This is a genomic window from Emergencia sp. JLR.KK010 (assembly GCF_037018265.1).
Taxonomy (GTDB): Bacteria; Bacillota; Clostridia; order Peptostreptococcales; family Anaerovoracaceae; genus Senimuribacter; species Senimuribacter intestinalis.
This window is the reverse complement of the sequence record NZ_CP143550.1, coordinates 589,233-606,963: the sequence shown is the minus strand read 5'-3', so window position 1 is coordinate 606,963 and position 17,731 is coordinate 589,233. Positions and strand designations below refer to the sequence as shown.

General features: G+C 45.2%; 18 protein-coding genes. 5 read left to right on the top strand and 13 right to left on the bottom strand.

Annotation, left to right across the window (positions count from 1 at the left end; all coding sequences use genetic code 11):
• From V1225_RS02940 to cobT, 3 genes are read right to left on the bottom strand one after another with little or no spacing between them, the layout of a single operon-like run.
• Positions 1–759, bottom strand: a complete 759-nt coding sequence (locus V1225_RS02940; protein ID WP_251614168.1) for an adenosylcobinamide-GDP ribazoletransferase — start codon at positions 757–759, stop codon at positions 1–3.
• Positions 756–1,301: a bifunctional adenosylcobinamide kinase/adenosylcobinamide-phosphate guanylyltransferase gene (locus V1225_RS02935; protein ID WP_251614166.1), complete on the bottom strand. Its 546-nt coding sequence runs from the start codon at positions 1,299–1,301 to the stop codon at positions 756–758. The genes V1225_RS02940 and V1225_RS02935 overlap by 4 nt, the downstream gene beginning before the upstream one ends.
• Positions 1,301–2,434 (bottom strand): nicotinate-nucleotide--dimethylbenzimidazole phosphoribosyltransferase, encoded by a 1,134-nt coding sequence (gene cobT, locus V1225_RS02930; protein ID WP_161909421.1) that lies wholly within the window; start codon positions 2,432–2,434, stop codon positions 1,301–1,303. Before cobT ends, V1225_RS02935 begins: the two co-directional genes overlap by 1 nt.
• Positions 2,435–2,776: 342 nt before the next feature.
• On the opposite strand from cobT, the gene V1225_RS02925 reads away from it, so the two are divergent.
• The 3 genes from V1225_RS02925 (at position 2,777) to V1225_RS02915 (ending at position 5,025) form a co-directional block, all read left to right on the top strand.
• On the top strand, positions 2,777–3,703 hold the full coding sequence (locus V1225_RS02925) for a DMT family transporter (RefSeq protein ID WP_338547550.1): 927 nt from the start codon (positions 2,777–2,779) through the stop codon (positions 3,701–3,703).
• Positions 3,704–3,900: 197 nt separating this feature from the next.
• The gene (locus V1225_RS02920) at positions 3,901–4,470 is read left to right on the top strand and encodes an HDIG domain-containing metalloprotein (RefSeq protein ID WP_201759545.1); all 570 of its coding nucleotides are present in this window, start codon (positions 3,901–3,903) and stop codon (positions 4,468–4,470) included.
• Between the two features lie 3 nt (positions 4,471–4,473).
• A complete protein-coding gene (locus V1225_RS02915; protein ID WP_160201595.1) occupies positions 4,474–5,025 on the top strand; it encodes a phosphoribosyltransferase family protein in 552 nt (183 codons plus the stop codon).
• A 50-nt stretch (positions 5,026–5,075) separates the two neighbouring features.
• Here V1225_RS02915 and V1225_RS02910 read toward each other — a convergent pair whose 3' ends face one another.
• Both V1225_RS02910 and srtB read right to left on the bottom strand, forming a co-directional pair.
• Positions 5,076–5,849, bottom strand: coding sequence for an arginine deiminase-related protein (locus V1225_RS02910; RefSeq protein WP_338547549.1), 774 nt, complete (start codon positions 5,847–5,849; stop codon positions 5,076–5,078).
• A gap of 129 nt (positions 5,850–5,978) precedes the next feature.
• Entirely contained in the window at positions 5,979–6,737 is a 759-nt protein-coding gene (gene srtB / locus V1225_RS02905) for a class B sortase (RefSeq protein ID WP_161909418.1), read from the bottom strand.
• 93 nt (positions 6,738–6,830) lie between these two features.
• Between srtB and V1225_RS02900 the strand changes: the two genes are divergently transcribed.
• Both V1225_RS02900 and V1225_RS02895 read left to right on the top strand, forming a co-directional pair.
• Entirely contained in the window at positions 6,831–7,202 is a 372-nt protein-coding gene (locus V1225_RS02900) for a hypothetical protein (protein WP_161909417.1), read from the top strand.
• Positions 7,203–7,224: 22 nt separating this feature from the next.
• A complete protein-coding gene (locus V1225_RS02895) occupies positions 7,225–8,751 on the top strand; it encodes a phosphomannomutase/phosphoglucomutase (RefSeq protein WP_338547548.1) in 1,527 nt (508 codons plus the stop codon).
• Positions 8,752–8,778: 27 nt separating this feature from the next.
• On the opposite strand, the gene V1225_RS02890 is transcribed toward V1225_RS02895, so the two are convergent.
• The 8 genes from V1225_RS02890 to hutI form a co-directional block, all read right to left on the bottom strand.
• Positions 8,779–9,630, bottom strand: a complete 852-nt coding sequence (locus V1225_RS02890) for a hypothetical protein (protein ID WP_338547547.1) — start codon at positions 9,628–9,630, stop codon at positions 8,779–8,781.
• Positions 9,631–10,169: 539 nt separating this feature from the next.
• Entirely contained in the window at positions 10,170–11,240 is a 1,071-nt protein-coding gene (gene buk / locus V1225_RS02885) for a butyrate kinase (protein WP_160201589.1), read from the bottom strand.
• A gap of 3 nt (positions 11,241–11,243) precedes the next feature.
• The gene (locus V1225_RS02880; RefSeq protein ID WP_338547546.1) at positions 11,244–12,104 is read right to left on the bottom strand and encodes a deoxyribonuclease IV; all 861 of its coding nucleotides are present in this window, start codon (positions 12,102–12,104) and stop codon (positions 11,244–11,246) included.
• A 148-nt stretch (positions 12,105–12,252) separates the two neighbouring features.
• Positions 12,253–13,617 (bottom strand): YjiH family protein, encoded by a 1,365-nt coding sequence (locus tag V1225_RS02875; RefSeq protein WP_338547545.1) that lies wholly within the window; start codon positions 13,615–13,617, stop codon positions 12,253–12,255.
• 328 nt (positions 13,618–13,945) lie between these two features.
• Positions 13,946–14,611 carry a GntR family transcriptional regulator gene (locus V1225_RS02870; protein WP_160201070.1) on the bottom strand — a complete coding sequence of 222 codons (666 nt, stop codon included), beginning with the start codon at positions 14,609–14,611 and terminating at the stop codon, positions 13,946–13,948.
• Positions 14,612–14,658: 47 nt separating this feature from the next.
• On the bottom strand, positions 14,659–15,567 hold the full coding sequence (gene ftcD / locus V1225_RS02865; RefSeq protein ID WP_161908836.1) for a glutamate formimidoyltransferase: 909 nt from the start codon (positions 15,565–15,567) through the stop codon (positions 14,659–14,661).
• A gap of 31 nt (positions 15,568–15,598) precedes the next feature.
• Positions 15,599–16,225 carry a cyclodeaminase/cyclohydrolase family protein gene (locus V1225_RS02860; protein WP_251614144.1) on the bottom strand — a complete coding sequence of 209 codons (627 nt, stop codon included), beginning with the start codon at positions 16,223–16,225 and terminating at the stop codon, positions 15,599–15,601.
• A complete protein-coding gene (hutI, locus tag V1225_RS02855; RefSeq protein ID WP_161908834.1) occupies positions 16,222–17,469 on the bottom strand; it encodes an imidazolonepropionase in 1,248 nt (415 codons plus the stop codon). Before hutI ends, V1225_RS02860 begins: the two co-directional genes overlap by 4 nt.
• Between the last annotated feature and the right edge of the window lie 262 nt (positions 17,470–17,731).

Here is a 17,731-nt window from a genome sequence, read left to right as displayed (position 1 = left end):
CTAAAGCACCGCCAGCGCAAAAATGCCTGCCAGTTCACCGATACAAATGGTATACCCCGCAATATCGCCGCTCATACCACCTAATTGTTTCCTCGCATAAAGACATGCGATAAAGCCGACAACAGCAATCACTGCGCTGCAAATCAGCATCTTAATCCATCCTGCGCCTAGAAGCACAGAAAGCCCCATTACAAGCCCTGTTTGCAGCAGCACGGAAAGCCGATACTTCCATCTGCCCGGAGCTTTGTAGTCTTCCACATACTGGCTGTGCCCAATAGGCTGATACACAAGCACCGCAAGTCCGCTAATCGCCCGGCTTACCACAGGTAAAGTCAAAAGATCTGCATAGCTAATTCTATAAATCGCCGTCGACATAGCTGCAAACCATGCAAGAAGCAGAAACGCTACCGTCACCACCGCAAAAGCACCGACTGTGGAATCCTTTAGAATCCTCTGCCGATCTTCTAACGGACGTCTGGACATAATTGCATCGTTGCAGTCCATAAAGCCGTCCATATGCATAAACCCGCATATGGCAAAAATATAAAACATCATAAGGAAGCTGATCAAAAGCGGTGATAATTCTATCCGCAGCATGATCCAAAACAGTCCCATCCAAAGTAAACCGATCACCATCCCGATGGATGGCAGAAATGCCAGCATCATGTTTTTTAACTGGCTGTCCCACCGTTTATATGGACAAGGAAGCGTAATAAAATTTCCCCATGCCATAAAAAAACCAATTATAAATTTCTTCATCTATCTTCCTCACAGTATTCGTATATATGCCCAAAAGCCACTTCGATGACTTTATCGCAGGTCTTTGCAAGGGTCCTGTCGATGAGCGCAAGGGCTTTTCTGTAGCTTTCGGTGTAGTGGTCGAACACTCTGCTGTCAGAGTAAATATAGTCTGATACGAACACTGTATTTCCCGTCTTTTCTGCAAAGCGCACCAGTTCTTTGCAAACCCGCTCGCCTGCACCAAGGTCAATAGTTCCATCCTGCCTGAACATCTCGTTGGAAAGCAGCGCCGTCACACTATCAAGAAGAAAGGCTCCACCTGCGTCCACTTCTCCATCTAAAGCTTTTTCAATCTGGATTCCCTGTTCAATGGTCTCAAAGCCCCATCCCTCCCGGTCACCGATGTGTCGGGTAATTCGCTCTCTATCTTCATCGTCGGTAGGAATCATGGTTGCCAGATAATACAAAGGAACTCCTTCCTCCTGAGACATTCTCTTTGCAATCCGCTGGGCATACATGGACTTCCCATTCTTGCAGCCGCCGCTGATAAATACATTCATTAGAATAAATTTTCCCTTCTAATTTCTTCTAAGTAATCGCCGTCAATAGACGCTTCTTCCAAGGTCTTCATGATATTCATGGACGCAATGGCAGTTTCGATAATTTTAAATGCAATCGGGCAGCCGCTTCCTTCTCCAAGACGCATGCCAAGATCAAACATCGGCGCAAGACCCAGTCGATCCATTGCAATCACATAACCGATTTCGTAGGATTTGTGGGAAGCAAACATATAATCCACCACCCTCGGATTCAGTTCCTTGGCAACACAAGCTGCAACAACAGAAATAAAACCGTCAATTACAACCGGAATCCTGTAAATACCTGCACCCAAAAATGCACCTACCATAGCACAGATATCGTAGCCTCCAACTTTTGCCAGCTTCTCTATAGGATCGCTCATGCACCAGCTGTTGACTGCATCGTCTACGATTTTCAGCTTCTTAGCAAGTCCCTCATCGTTAAGTCCGCCGCCTCTGCCGACTACGTCCTTTGCAGGTGCGCCGGTCAATGCGCTCAAAACTGCAGAACTGGTAGTCGTATTTCCGATACCCATTTCACCGACGCCCATAAGCTGTACGCCAGCTTTTTTTGCCGCCTCCGCTGCTTCAATCCCGATGAGAATAGCTCTTACCGCCTCCTCTCTGGTCATAGCGGCTTCCTTTGCCAGATTCCGCGTACCGTTTGCAATTCGTCTATTTACGATTTTGACAGGAATCTTTCCCTCTTCTGTCAGCATAGCATCCGTATAAAGTTCCTGCGGAATTTCCATGGCAACGCCCACATCTGTTACTAAAAGATCAATGCCATAATACTTTGCCATGGAGCTGACTCCGGTATATCTTCTGGTAAAATTGATAGTCTGGGACAAAGTAACAGACTGCGGTGCAGACGCGACGCCCTCTGCAACGACACCATTATCTGAAGACATGATGACAACACACTGCTTCGACACATCATTTCCTACAGCTTTTCCGGAAATCCCTGCAATTTTTATGGAGATATCCTCAAGCTTACCTAAACTTCCCGGCGGTTTTGCCAGGTAATCCTGCCGCTGTTTTGCTGCTGCCATTGCCCCTTCATCCAAGGTTTCTATTTTTCCAATTAGCTCAAATAATTTCTTTTCGTTGCTCATCTTTTGTAACCTTTCTTCTACATCTCTCTTTCATTCACAATAAATCTATTTTACCACAATTCCAAACGAGGGAAAAGCACGGATTTTTCATTGAAGCCTATAAACACATCAGCATATAGGACGGCAGATAAACTGTTTGGCCTTCTTTTCTGTAATTTCTATGTCGCTTCAGTCAGTTTTTGCGCCACTGTATTTTCAAAAAACATGCCTTCATTTGTACAAAATACAACTACCCCTTTGCTTTTTTGTATGAAAAAAAATGTTCTCCGCTTGTAATGTTTTCCTTTTTTTAATATAATTGAGATACGAAATAATTCTGATTAATAAAGAGGATTTAATTTTATGAGTAAAAAAATGCGCAGTAACATCTTACTGCTGATTACAGCAGTCATCTGGGGTTCCGCCTTTGTTGCCCAAAAAGCGGGCGCTTCATTGGAGCCTTTCACATACAACGGAATTCGTATGTTTATCGGCGGGCTTGTGCTGATTCCCGTCATTTACGTGTTTAAAGCACTGAGCAAGGACAAAGAAGAAGCACCTAAAACAGAAGCGGAACTTGCCGCTGAGAGAAAAACCCTCATCGTCGGAGGTATCTCCTGCGGTGTCGTCCTATGTATCGCTTCTACCCTGCAGCAGTTCGGACTATATTTTGAAACTAGTGCCGGAAAGGCTGGATTCATCACATCCCTTTACATCGTCATCGTACCGGTACTGGGTTTATTCCTGCGACAAAAGGTAAAACCTATTGTCTGGGGCTGCATTGTCATGGGCGCATTCGGATTCTATCTGCTGACCATGGCAGGAAAAGGAGAAGGCTTTACCATTCATACCGGTGAACTGTTTGTTCTGATTTGTGCAGTCGCTTTTTCTTGTCACATTCTGGTAGTTGATCACTTTTCTCCAAAATGCGACGGTATCAAGCTTTCCTGCATCCAGTTCCTGACCGCCGGTATAATCGGAATCATATGTATGTTCATCTTTGAAACACCAATACTTGCAGATATTTTAGACTGTTGGCTGCCGATTCTGTACTGCGGCGTCATCTCCTCAGGTGTTGCCTATACTTGTCAGGTTTTAGGTCAAAAAGACGCAGAGCCTGCTGCGGCCTCTTTGATTCTAAGTCTGGAATCTGTATTCTCTGTGCTCTTCGGCGCACTGATTCTAGGCGAACGGCTCACACTGCTGGAGGGGCTGGGCTGCATTGTCATCTTCATTGCAGTTATAATACCACAGCTTCCATCCAAAGAAGAGCGCTTACAGGCAAAATAACAATAATAAGCACACACTTCCAAAAGTATAATAAGAAACGCGAAATTGGGTCAGTTCCACTGTGCCCCTTTTCGCGTTTTCTGAAGAAATCACCAACCAAAGCAAACGCGCAGGCCTTGCAAGACTGCGCGTTTTGTCGTATACTGAAAGTATCAAATTAGAAATACCAAAACTTAACAGAACAGGAAGTGATACCAATGATTAATCGAAAGGAAGCTTTGGAACTTTTGAAAAAATATAACAAGGAGGAGTTTCACATCCATCACGGCATTACACTGGAATGTGTCATGCGCTACATGGCGAAAAAACAGGGATTTGACGAGGATGCGGAATTCTGGGCAATTTGCGGATTGCTGCACGACATCGATTTTGAGATGTGGCCGGAAGAGCACTGCAAAAAAGCGCCGGAACTCCTGCGTGAAGCCGGTGTGGACGAAGCGATTATCCATGCGGTTTGTTCCCACGGCTACGGTCTATGTTCTGACGTAGAACCGACCCACCTGATGGAAAAAATCCTATTTGCGGCAGACGAACTGACCGGACTCATCGGCGCTGCTGTTATTTTGCGCCCTTCCAAAAGCTGCAAGGATATGGATTTAAAATCTTTAAAGAAAAAATTTAAGGACAAGCGCTTTGCTGCAGGCTGTGACAGAGATGTCATCAGAACCGGCGCTGAACAGCTGGGCTGGGAACTGGAAACACTCATGGCTGAGGTCCTCGAAGCCATGCAGGCTTGCGAAGACGAAATCGCAGAATTGGAGAAATAAATCATGTTTTACGAAATGACCATTGCAGGCTGCAAGCGCCAGCTGCCTCTTTGCAAAATCAACGATGAACTTTATATCGGCGCATTCATCATGTTCAGCGATGTAGAAATTACTCGTGCCAGCGCCGCAGCGCTTCTGGAAAAAGCGCCGGAATTTGACGTGATCATTACTGCGGAATCTAAGGGTATTCCTCTTGCTTATGAAATGGCAAGACAAGCTGGCATCAACGATTATATCGTTGCCAGAAAGGGACCGAAACTCTATATGCAGAATGTCATCACCACAGAGGTGGACTCTATCACTACCGACCACATTCAGACACTGTGCCTGGGTCAGACGGAAATTGATAAAATGAAAGGCAAAAAAGTGCTTATCATCGACGACGTCATCAGTACCGGCGAATCTCTGCTTTCTATAGAAACCCTGCTGAAACAGGTCGGCTGCGAAATCGCAGGCAGAATGGCAGTCCTTGCAGAAGGCGAGGCTGCAGACCGAGACGATATTATTTTCCTGGAAAAACTTCCTCTTTTCAACGCAGATGGAACAGTAAAATAGCATACAAAAAGCTGCCAAGGGGAAACCCACAGGCAGCTTTTTTCACAATTTTAGAATCTCAACGACAGGCAAGTCAGACTTCCGTCAATCTTTCTAAATTCTCCGGTGTCCACCAGTACAATCGGGTATCCTAAATCCTCGATGATTTTCTGTGTCTTAGGATAGCCTTCCGGTACAAGTACTGTGCCATTGATGTTCATACTGTTGATTGCATAAAGCTCGTCTGTATCGACGACAAACCGGTTAAAATCCTTGAACGCAGGCATCTCATTCATAACAGGCGTAACCAGCATGTTGTTATTTTCAAGATAGATGACAAAGTCCTTCAAATGCAGCCCCTCTGTTACAGGAACAGTTGAAGAAGTGTAACCGAATTTCGTCACGATATCATTAAACTGCTTTGCGCCCTCTTCATTAGTACGGTCAGACAGACCAACATAGAAGTGATCCCCAACTCTCATGACATCGCCGCCTTCCATGGTTCCCGGTGCTTCGATGTAGAAAATCTGAGAATCGTCGTAAAACTTTTTGATTGCGTCGATAATCTCGTGCTTCTCACCATTTCTTGAATCCGTAGCCGGGTTGGTGATAACTGCACAGCGCTCCATTACTACAGCAGGGTCTTCCACAAAACAGGAATCTGGATATCTTTCGTCTGCTTCCAATTCTGTGACATCCAGTCCCAAACTCCGAAGGACTTCAACATATTTATCATGTTGCTTTATCGCTCTCTCATAATCCGGTGTGCCATCACAAAACTGTGCAGTGGAAATGCCGTCAATCAGCGCTTTACAGGGTTTTCTTGTAATTGCTCTCGTAAACATACTATTTCCTCCTTATTCTTGCGAGTTCCTCACTATAGATATAATATATCTCAAACCACCCGATTTTAAAAGCGCATATTTATCATATTTTTCATGATTTTTATACATAGAAACTGCCTGCATTCTATTCTATTTATCTCCGTCTTCCTCTTTCTCCACCAGCTTACCATACACGACCATTCTGGCGTCTTCAAACTCATAAGTGCAGGTACTGAGCATCACAATCCGATCTTCTGCGCTTACCTCCACCTCATCAATATTGATCAGGCTGTTCTTCTTGATCTGTGCCAGATAGTTGGCTTTTTCCTCGTAGCTGTCAAACTGACATTTGTACATCGGGCTGTCCGCCGGTATACGAATCACACCGAAAATCTCAACATCATACTCGTGTTTCGGTGTAATCAGCTGCATCACCGGATGCTTGTCATAATATCGCTTGCTCTCATATTCTGTCAAAGAGTGGAACATGCTACCGTCTTTCATGCGGTGTCCATAAATTATCGTATTAAAGTCTCTGAAAGGCTTTTCCACGCGGTAATCGATAAACAGTGAGCCTTTTCCATTCCACTCTCCGTTTACCATGCGGTACAAATAGTAGCTGTTATCGTCGCCCTGCACTACCGGATAATTGATAACCGTACCTTCTGAATAAAGCCATGCTTTCACATCCTTGTTCTGCTTCCGCAATGCTTTGAAATTGATGTTCTCTATATCCTCCATATCTTCTATGCCAGCAAGAAGCTGCAGCTGTTCATAAGCTTTGGTTCCCTCGTGATACTCGCTTAAAATTCCCACGATTTTATAGATACAGACACCGATAATAATCAAAAGCACAAGGATGATAATTTTATATATAATTTTACCTTTCTTTTTCTCCTGCTTCTCCATAAATCTCATCTCCTTTGTCCTTATTGTATCATAAAATAATTTCCATTTCATTGTTTTGCGCATAATTTTTTCTCAGGATCAAATATTAAATCCATGGAATTGATAGTATTTATTTTAGGCGGCGTTTTTTATGGTCTTACGGAAATTCTTTATCGTGGATACACGCATTGGTCCATGGTACTGACTGGCGGTGCCGTCGCCTTTACTTTTTACTTGCTGACACCGTTTCTCCTTCATACGAACATTTTCTTTGCCGCAGCGGTCGGTGCTCTCATCGTAACATTTTACGAATTTTCTATGGGCGTTGTCGTAAACCTGTGGCTGCAATGGGATGTCTGGGATTACTCTGCACTGCCCGGCAATATTTTAGGACAGGTCTGTCCAAAATATACAGCCTACTGGTTTGTATTATGCCTTGCCTTCTTCGCATTGATAAAATATAATAAAGGTATATTTCTATACTGAAAATGCGACAGGAGATTTCATTATGCCAAGATATGATTACGGTAAGCTGCAAAACGGCAGTGATATAAGAGGAATTGCTTTAGAAGGCGTAGAAGGTGAACATGTGAACCTGGACACTGAAGCCGCAGGAAGAATCGCCAGAGGATTTTTATTCTGGCTGCACCATACCACTGGTAAAGAAGCAGCACAGCTGACGGTTTCTATCGGCAGAGATCCGAGACTTTCCGGCGAAGCTATAGTAAAAGCATTCTGCGATGCCCTCGCGCCATACGGCTGCAAAATTTTAAACGCAGGACTGGCTTCCACGCCTGCCATGTTTATGTCCACTATCTTTGAAGAGTATCAGTGTGACGGTGCAGTCATGGTAACCGCCAGCCATCTTCCCTGGAACCGAAACGGCATGAAGTTTTTCAGCAAAGAGGGAGGTCTCAACAAAGGCGATATCGCCGACATCATTACCTTTGCAGAGTCCGACTCAGTACTTAATTCAATCAGACCCGGCGCGCCATCGGAAATAAAAGAAATTCCGCTGCTGGATACTTATGCTGCCCATCTGCGCAAACTGATTACAGACGGCGCTGCCGCCGGCGACACGCCGCTTTCCGGCATGAAGATTACCGTAGACGCAGGTAATGGCTCCGGCGGATTTTACGCGGAAAAGGTACTAGCGCCACTGGGTGCGGACGTTTCTTCCAGTCAGTTCCTTGAACCGGACGGACATTTTCCAAACCATGCACCGAATCCGGAGGACAAAAAAGCCATGGCGGCGATATGTCAGCAGGTTCGTACCTGCGGTGCCGATTTGGGGCTGATTTTTGATACGGATGTGGACCGTTCCTCTGCGGTCGATGAACACGGCAACGAAATCAACCGAAACGGCATTGTTGCAATGGCTGCGGCTCTGATTGCAGATCAGTACCCGGGTACAACCGTTGTTACAGACAGCATTACCAGCAAGCAGCTGACTGCTTTCCTTAAAGATACGCTCGGTCTTTCTCATCTGCGGTTTAAGCGCGGCTACAAAAATGTGATTAACAAATCCATAGAACTCTGCGAATCCGGCGTAGACAGTCAGCTCGCCATCGAAACCAGCGGTCACGCAGCATACAAAGAAAATTATTTTCTCGACGACGGCGCTTACCTCGCCACAAAAATTGTCATCAAAGCAGCGCTGCTGTTTCGTGAGGGGCGCGGCATCTCCAGTCTAATTTCCGAGATGAAAATGCCAGCAGAATCCATCGAAGTTCGTTTTCCGATTCTGGCAGAGGACTTTGCCTCCTACGGTGACCAAATTCTAAAAGATTTGGAAATACTGGCAGACTCCGGTCAAATCAAAGGCGCTTCGCTGGTAACACCAAACTACGAAGGGGTTCGCATCGACTTTGCCCAGCCGTCTTGCACTGGCTGGCTCCTTCTTCGCAAATCTCTGCACGATCCAATCATGCCACTGAATATCGAATCCGATGTGGAAGGTGGTACCGATGAAATCCGCAGAATGCTGAAGCCTCTGCTGGCAGGCTACGATAAACTGGATATCAGTAAGTTATAAAATTAGTCAATGCACGCTGTCGCAGTCTCATATTGCGGCAGCGGTTCTTTTCTCCGCAATTCCGCCCTTTGCGAAGTGCGGCAAAATCTGCGTTTCAATAATATGATTAATAAGAACACTGCTGACATTCTGATTGCTGTCGTCCATAGTTAGAATCAGATTTTTACCAATTGTATATCCGTTTTGCTGATAGATATTTAGTTTTTCTGCAGTCCTCTGACAGTACCCTAAATCCGAGAGCAATCCCAAATGCTCCCAAATTATTACATTCCCATCTGGAAGCAGAATTGTGAAATCCGGATAAATCACACTGCCTACGCCTTTCCGATAAACGAAAATCTCCTCATAATGAAACGGAATCCCATAGGCATAAAGGGCATTGGCGATCAGCTGCTCTGATTTAGAGCGTACCAACTCTCCATAATCCGTTTCGTGTTTGTGGCTCAGCGCATTGAAAGGCGCTTTTTTATAGGGCTGATTTAGCCGGGCTTCAAGAGTCTTCTTCTCTCGTAACTTGATGATTTCACAATAAGTTTCCGGGAGTTGCCGTAAAATATCATTAATATCTACTGCTTTATAATATCTTCGCAATTTGCGTAAAAACCGTAAGTTCGATTCACATCTCTGAGAAATTTTCTTTGCTAGCTGTTTTTCAACTAACTGCAAAACAAAACCCTTATTGTCTGTAATGTTCTTTTGTACCTGCTTTTTATTCTCCCCTCGACCATCTTCTCGATTCCAATAATAGCTGGTAATAAACTTGCGTTTTCTCGCGGAGATATACCCCTTGGGTGCAGACTCTAATTTACTATTCCATTGTTTCAAAAGCTGCTCTTCTCTTCGAATTTCTTGCTCTATTAATTGAAAAAAATTTCCCATCCTTCTCCCCTTATTATTCTCAGTTTTTTCCATTTTTATTATAAAATAACATATTCCCTTGCGTTCTGTCAATATATTTTCCGTTTTTTGATATTATTAACAATAATTTCCTTAGCTCTCCAGATGGTGAATTGTTACGCACGCCACTTTTAAGTCGTTTCTTCTGTATTATAGCGTTGGTCTCTAATAAACTGCCACATTCCTGCATATTTTCTTTTAAACTTGCACGAAACACGAACTTAGACTACTTTAGGTCTCTTCTCTCCTGTGATTCTCCGCCATAACAACAATATCTTCTTTAAAAACATGGCAGGAGACTCCGATTTTCTGCCATCATCTCCATAAATGCCTATAAAACATGGCGTTTCTTTGGCGATAAACGCCATGCATTCGAAATCGAATTAAGAATATGGCACTTTCCAGGTAGTTAATGCCATATTCTCAAAATTCTATCAAGAATATGGCACGGCAGCGAAGGTGCAAAACCTTTGCAAAACAAAACCCCATGGTTTCCCATAGGGCAGTTCACGTTACTACTATTAATATTCTTTCGCTTCCTCTTCACCCTGCAGCATGCGCAGCGCACCGGCAGCGAGGGCTTCCATTTCACTTTCACCAGCCATGACGACAATTTCTCCGATATGTCCGCAGTAGTCCGCAATCATGCCAGTCAACTTAGAAGAGTGAGCAATTCCACCAGTTAAAATGATGAAGTCCACCTTTCCTTTCAACGTGCAGGACAGCCCTGCAATAGCTTTTCCGACTTGCAGCGCCATCGCTTCATAAACAAGTGCAGCGTAATCGTCACCGGCAGCAATTCTTCGCTCAACTTCCCTGCAATCCTTTGTTCCAAGGTAGGAATAAAGGCCTCCGCGGCCACTGATGAGCGCCTCTATATCTGCCTCCGTATGCTGCCCGTCAAAGCAAAGCTTTTTCATCAGCAGAAGCGGCACGCCTCCGGAACGCTCCGGCGCCATAGGTCCGTCATCATAGGAGGCGACATCGATTACCTTTCCGTCTTTCCAGGCATTCACTGTAATACCGCCTCCCATGTGGCAGACGATGAACTGCATTTTATGGTAATCACCGCCCAGTGATGTCGCATGTTTAATCGCCTGAGCCCTAGAGTTAAGCAGATGAGTGGCACCATACTTCTCCACCTCAGCGATACCTGTAATTTTCACAGTTTCCAAAAGATCGCATCCCATAGTCGAATCGTAAATATACGATGGGGTCTCCAGTGGCTCTGCAATAGCAAATGCAAGGAGTGCACCTAGACTAGAAGCGTGCTGTGGAATATCCGCACTTGCCATTCGCGCACAGAGTTTTTCGTTGACCTGATAGCCGCCGCCTGAAAGCTCATACACCATACCACCGCGACCAACTACTGCAGACAAATTCTTTAAATCATACCCTTCTCCCTGCAAAAACTCCAAAATCATATCCTTCCGATAATCCTTCTGCGCTGCCACGCAGGAAAAAGCATTAATTGCCTCATCATCATGGACAATGTTTTTTTCCAGCAATCTCTGCTGCTCTTCTCCCCTGTAAACAGCAATTTTCGTAGAAGTCGAGCCGGGATTAATTACCAAAATATCCTTTACTTCCATCCTTTATTCTCCTTCCTCCCGCAGCATTGCAATTTCTCTGCCATAGCCCGCAAGGTCAGACTGCGGCGTTTCCAAAATACACGGCAGTCCCAGCAGTTTCGGGTGGTTAATCACACGCAAAATAGCGGCTTTGCCGATTTTTCCTTCCCCAATACAAGCATGTCGGTCCTTGCGTGCTCCTACTTCATTCTGACTGTCATTAATATGCAATGCCTTTAGCTTACCCAGTCCTATGATCCGATCAAATTCCGCCAGCACTCCTTCCAAATCCGTAATAATATCATAGCCGCCGTCGCTAATATGACACGTATCCAAGCATACGCCTATTTTCTCTTCACATTTTACACGGTCAATAATCGCTGCCAACTCTTCAAAACGACCGCCGATTTCACTGCCCTTACCTGCCATAGTTTCCAGTAAAATTGTAGTAGACTGCTGCGGTGTAATAATATCGTTGAGCAGGTCAGCAATCATTTCGATTCCTTTTTCTGCGCCCTGACCAACGTGGCTGCCTGGATGAAAATTATAATAATTTCCCGGTAAATACTCCATTCTTTTCATATCCTCAGACATTACCATATGCGCAAACTCCCTGGTTTTCGCAGTCGCAGAACACGGATTCAGCGTATAAGGTGCATGTGCCACCAGCTTGCCGAAATTATATTCCTCCATGATAGCAAGCAGATTTTCTGCATCTTTCGGATCGATCTCCTTCGCTTTTCCACCTCTGGGATTTCTCGTAAAGAATGCAAATGTATTGGCGCCTATGCTGCAAGCGTCTTTTCCCATGGCTGCAAAACCCTTCGAACTAGAAAGGTGACAGCCGATATATTTTTCCTGATTCATCTTATTCATAAAGTCCATTATACTCGCCCCGGTTCTTCTTGTCAAAAGAATCGCCACAGTATAAAGTTATAAACTTTACAGGCTTCTCCCCACTTAAAAATCCCGGCAAGACGCTTTCGCACGTGCCGGGATTTTGTTTTGCCTATTTGCAGGGATAGTACATCTCCTAAAAAATCAAATGTGCCAGCGGGCAGATAATCAGTAAGCTGATAATTGTTCTCTCTAAGAACAGAATGAACAGCTCAACAATGTTCACAGGCAGCTTAGAGCCCAGAATCAGACCACCCACTTCAGATAAGTAAATCAGCTGTGTTACAGATACAGACGCTACGATAAACCTGGTCATCTCACTTGCAATACCTTCCGCAGCAATAATGGAAGGCGTAAACATATCTGTAAATCCGACAATCATTGTCTTGGACGCCTCTGCAGCTTCCGGAACCTGTAACAGTTCGAGAAGCGGCATAAACGGTTTTCCGCAAATCTCAAAGATCGGGGTATTGTTTGCAAGAACCAGCGCCAGCGTGCCGATTGCCATAACTGTAGGCAGTACGCCGAACCACATACCTACGGCGTTCTTCATGCCGTTTTCAAAGAACTGACCGATTCCCCTGAATTCACCAACCTTCTTCATAGCTAAAGCCATACCGTATTCGTGAGAAGTTTTGTACGGTGCTGGAAGTGTATCCGGCATAGCCTTTCCTTCTACAACGTATCTGTCCTTCTTCAGAGAAAGCGGCGGGATTCTCGGTACGATAATCGCACAAGCGATACCGACCAGACAAATCATCAGATAATAAAGACCGAAGTACTGCATCAAGCCTACCTGCTCAAGTACTACGATACTGAAAGTAATGGATACTGCAGAAAATGTCGTTGCTATAACAGACGCTTCTCTTTCCGAGTAATATCCACCTTCGTACTGGTTGCAGGTCAGCATAACGCCCAATGTTCCGTCTCCAATCCAAGAGGTAATGCAGTCTACAGCTGCACGACCCGGAATCTTAAACAGCGGGCGCATAATCTTTGTCAGCAGCGCGCCGACGTATTCTAAAAGTCCAAAATCCAAGAGCAACGGAAGAAGAAGAGCTGCGATTAAGAAAATGATTACCAGTACAGTCAAAAGATCTCCTAATACAAATCCTCCTGCACCGCCGTCAGTAATCATACTGACGATATCCCTACCGCCTTCTGTTCCCATGCCCAGATAAGTCATCCAGATGAATACGGCTCCAATTACTCTCACCAGCACCCAAACCGGACTTGTACAAAAAGTATCTGCTAAAATTGCGCGTTCTGTCATGAACTTTGGCTTCGCCAGTCCAATTAAAGAACCAATTGCCGAAACCGTAACGATGGCAACGCAGAGAATCGGAAGAACTGAACCAAGCGCTCCGCCGATTAAGTCTGCGATAATCTTTACTGTAACCGTCCAGTTTCCATCGTACTTCACCGGAATCATAAATAAGATGATACCGACGACCGATGGGACAATAAAACCGGTCACATTTCTACCATTTTTCTTTTCCATAATAAAGTCTCCTATTTCTATTCCCTGTTAAGGCACCATTATTATAGCATATCATTTTAAATAATTCAATGTATTATGTATACACATTTTTGTGTATAAAAATTACTTCTGCTTTGCTTGCCTTTTCTCAGTTGGAAAAACGGTACAGAGCAGCATTTCCTATACAGCCACATTTCTTAATTAAACTGACATATTTGTCTCACTAATAAAGAAATTTATATTTTAAAGGTCATAAATTTGTTCATGAAAAAATCAAAACGATAATATAGCTCCCACCATATAAAAAGGCAGAAACGTCTAACTTTCGTTCCTGCCTGCTGTTCTTTATCTATTTCACATTATAGATAAACTCTGCCCGGCGCTTGGAGCCGTCCAAGTGTCTTGACATGGCCGCCTTGCCTTCTTCTACGTCTCTGTTCTTGATTGCAGTAAGAATCGACCGATGTTCTTCCAGAATCTCGTCCAAATAGTCAGGCTCATAGTAAAGCGCCTTTCTCGTCTGGTCGATGTACTCTTTATAAGAGCGCAGCACCTGCGCCATAAAACGGCTGCCGGTGGCATTATAGATGATGTCGTGAAACCCAGTGTTGATTTCCAGCACCTTCTTTTCATCCTGGCGCACCGTATAAAACTCCATCAGGTCACATTGATCCTGCAGATTCTGAATCTGTTCTTCTGTGATTCTGCTTACTGCCCATTCCACGCACAGAATTTCCAGTGCCTTACGCACCGCGTAAATATCCTCGATATCCTGCTTGGTAAAACCCTTCGCAAAACATCCTCTATTTGGAATGTAATCAATGAGCCCTTCATTTTCTAACTGCTTGAACGCTTCTCTGATTGGCGTTCTGCTGACCTTCAGCTCTGACGCAATCTGTGTTTCCTTGATCTTTTCTCCGATTTTATACTCCCCTTTGAGGATTCTATCCCGGATGATATCTGCGATTTCATCAGTCAGTGAAAATACGTTAGAATAGTTATTGCCGCCGGTCATTTGGTTCTCCTTGTTCTCGAAAAATACTCTGCCCTTTAGTTATAACACTACAGAATATGATTTTCAAGTACTTGTGTGTGGAAATCGAAATCTTTTATCTGCAGATAATATTCGGCAGAATCCACCAATGCTTTCATCGGGCAAAGTCCGATGATTTCTGTGCCGGTGACGACTACGCCATATCTGGCTGCTTCGGATTTTACCATTTCGGTAACTCTATAAAGCGGCGTCTGCTCATAATTGGTCATGTTGATGGAAACCTGGGCATATTTCTTGCCTGTCACCTCATCTTCGATTTCAAAGCCCATGGCTTTGACGCATTTCAGTCCGCCGTCCTTTTCTCTGATAACGTTTGCAATGTTCTTCGCAACCTGCACATCGTCTGTGTTCAGATTCAAATTGTATGCAACCAGCGGCGGTCTTGCTCCTACTGCCATAACCCCTGCTGTCGGGTGAACTTTTCTGCCGCCGAAATCAGGTTCCCAATCAGGCTCCTGCACTTTTTCTGCCATGCCTTCAAACTGACCCTTTCTGATTTTTACGAGATTCTGTCTTTCAGGTCTTTGTGCGGAGTACTCATAGAGGAAAACTGGCACGCCTGCTTCATCAGCGATTCTTTTGCCGACTACCTTGGAAAGTTCTACGCAATCCTCTGTGGTGCAGTCCTTGATGGCAAGGAAAGGCATGACATCTACTGCGCCCATTCTAGGGTGCTCCCCTTCGTGTTTTGTCAGGTCGATGAGTTCAGCCGCTTTCTTAACCAACTTCACACTGGCTTCTTCCACGCCTTTTGCATCACCGATATAGGTGATAACGGTTCTGTTGTGGCTCTCGTCGGAGCTGTAGTTAAGCAGGGTACAGCCCGGTGTGGTTCTAATCTGATCCACACATGCCTCTATTACATCAGTTCTTCTTCCTTCACTGATATTTGGAATACTTTCAATAATCTGTGCCATTGTTCCTCTTTCTCCTTCTATCATCTAAAAATTACAGTGCTGCAGCCACTTCGTTATACAGACCGCTAGCAATTTTATCCGCCTCATCGAACATTTTCTGTCCTTCCTGTGCGTAATACGCTGCCTTTGCCTCGTCCTTTACGCCCGGCAGATTGATTTTTACATTGAGCCATGCGCCCTTGATGCAAGCCGTCAGGTTCAAAATGGCTACGCCCAGGTCGCTTGCTGCGTTAGGATTGGACTTTCCAATCATGGTCCTTGCTGTCATCAAACCCTCATAGCCCAACTGCATGGTGCGGAAAGGCACCTCCGTTGCCACCAGAGTTCCGTCCGCAATTGCCTGTTTTCTTGCCGCCTTTTCCTCATCAGTTTCCTTCGGCATTTTAAAGGCTGCGGAAACAAGATTGAACGCCTCGGTGTCCTTATCTACCGCCGCAGTCAATTCTTCGTAAAGGGCTGCGCCCTTTTCCTTTGCTGCTTTGCACACCTCCTGCCAGTCTGCGTACTTTTCCTTACCGATAGTAAGATCCGCCACCATCATGAACAAAGCCGCGCCCTGCGCACCTGCCAATGCACTGACAGAACCGCCGCCCGGCGCCGGTGCATCTGATTTCAAAACGTCCAAATATTCTTTTACCTGCATATCGATTAATTTCATGCTACTACCATTCCTTTCTTGATTACCTGCAATGCCAGATTAGAGCCAAATCTATAGCAAAGCATATCCATGTCAGGGGCGTCCCAGATTACCAGATCGCCCTGTTTGCCACACTCCAGCGTCCCCACTAGCTCACCTTTTCCAATAGCGCAAGCCGGATTGATGGTCACTGCAGTCAGCACTTCTTCCGGCAGCATGCGGTATTTGATACATGCCAGATTCATGACAAACTGCAGATTCAGCGATGGGCAGGATCCCGGATTAAAATCAGAGGCTGTCGCCACAGGTATGCCCATCTCAATCATTTTCCGCGCCGGCGCAAAATTTGCACCTAAATAGAAGGAAGTCGCCGGCAGACACATAGCGGTCACACCGCCTTTTGCCAGAGACGCAAGACCCGCTTCATCGATGGCAATTAAATGCTCGCAGCTGGCTGCTCCCATTTCGCCTGCCAATACGCTGCCGCCAATTGCCTCAATTTCATCAGCATGGATTTTCAGCCCAAAACCCAGCTTCCTTGCCTTTTCCAGGTAGGTTTTGCTCTGCTCATAGTTAAATACCGAATCCTCGGTGAAGATATCCGCATAGTCAGCCAGCTGGTTTTCTTTTACATAAGGCAGCAGGTCCGTACAGAGCATATCAATAAATTGATCTGCGCCATTCTCCCGGTCCTTGTATTCTTCAGGAATGGCATGGGCTCCCATGAAAGTGCTCACAATATCCATCGGGTGATCCTCATTGAGCTTTTTCAGCACTTCCAGCATTTTCACTTCAGTGTCAAAGTCCAGACCATAGCCGCTCTTTGCTTCGCAGGTGGTAACACCCAGCCCCATCATTTCATCGAGAAAACCTTCGGTTTTGTCGTAAAGTTCCTCAAAGCTTGCAGCCCTGGTCTTTCTCACGGTATCCAGAATGCCACCGCCTGCTCTCAGAATATCCAGATATCCCGCGCCCTTCAGCTTCATAGGTATTTCATGCTGCCTGTAGCCGCCGAATACCATATGGGTATGCCCTTCCACCAGCCCTGGCGTCACCAGCCTGCCCTCTGCGTCGATGACTGTATCAGCTGTTTCTGCTCCTTTTGGCAGCACGCCGCCCTCGGTAATCTCACTGATAATTCCGTCCTCGATGAGAATAGCGGCGTCCTTCAGCTTTAGGTTCTCACCTTGCACTTTGCCGCCGTGACTGAAACTGCCAACAGGGGTCTGCAGCAATCCGATATTTTTTACAAGTACTGTTGCCATTTGGTGATTCTCCTCGTCTCTCTTTGTGTTTACTGACAAAATCTATGAATGGATCAATGTTTTGTCAGCATTTTCAGCTCAAACACTCCCATACTCATAGATTTTGCTGACAGTACTGACAAATTTCTATAATTTTGTCAGGTTTGTCAGGGTTTTCTTTCAAAATGCTGACGAAACTGACAATATTTTTGCTTTTTGTCAGGTTTGTCAGCATACGAAGACATTTCACATGATAAACCAGATTAGCCCACCCAAGGCTGCT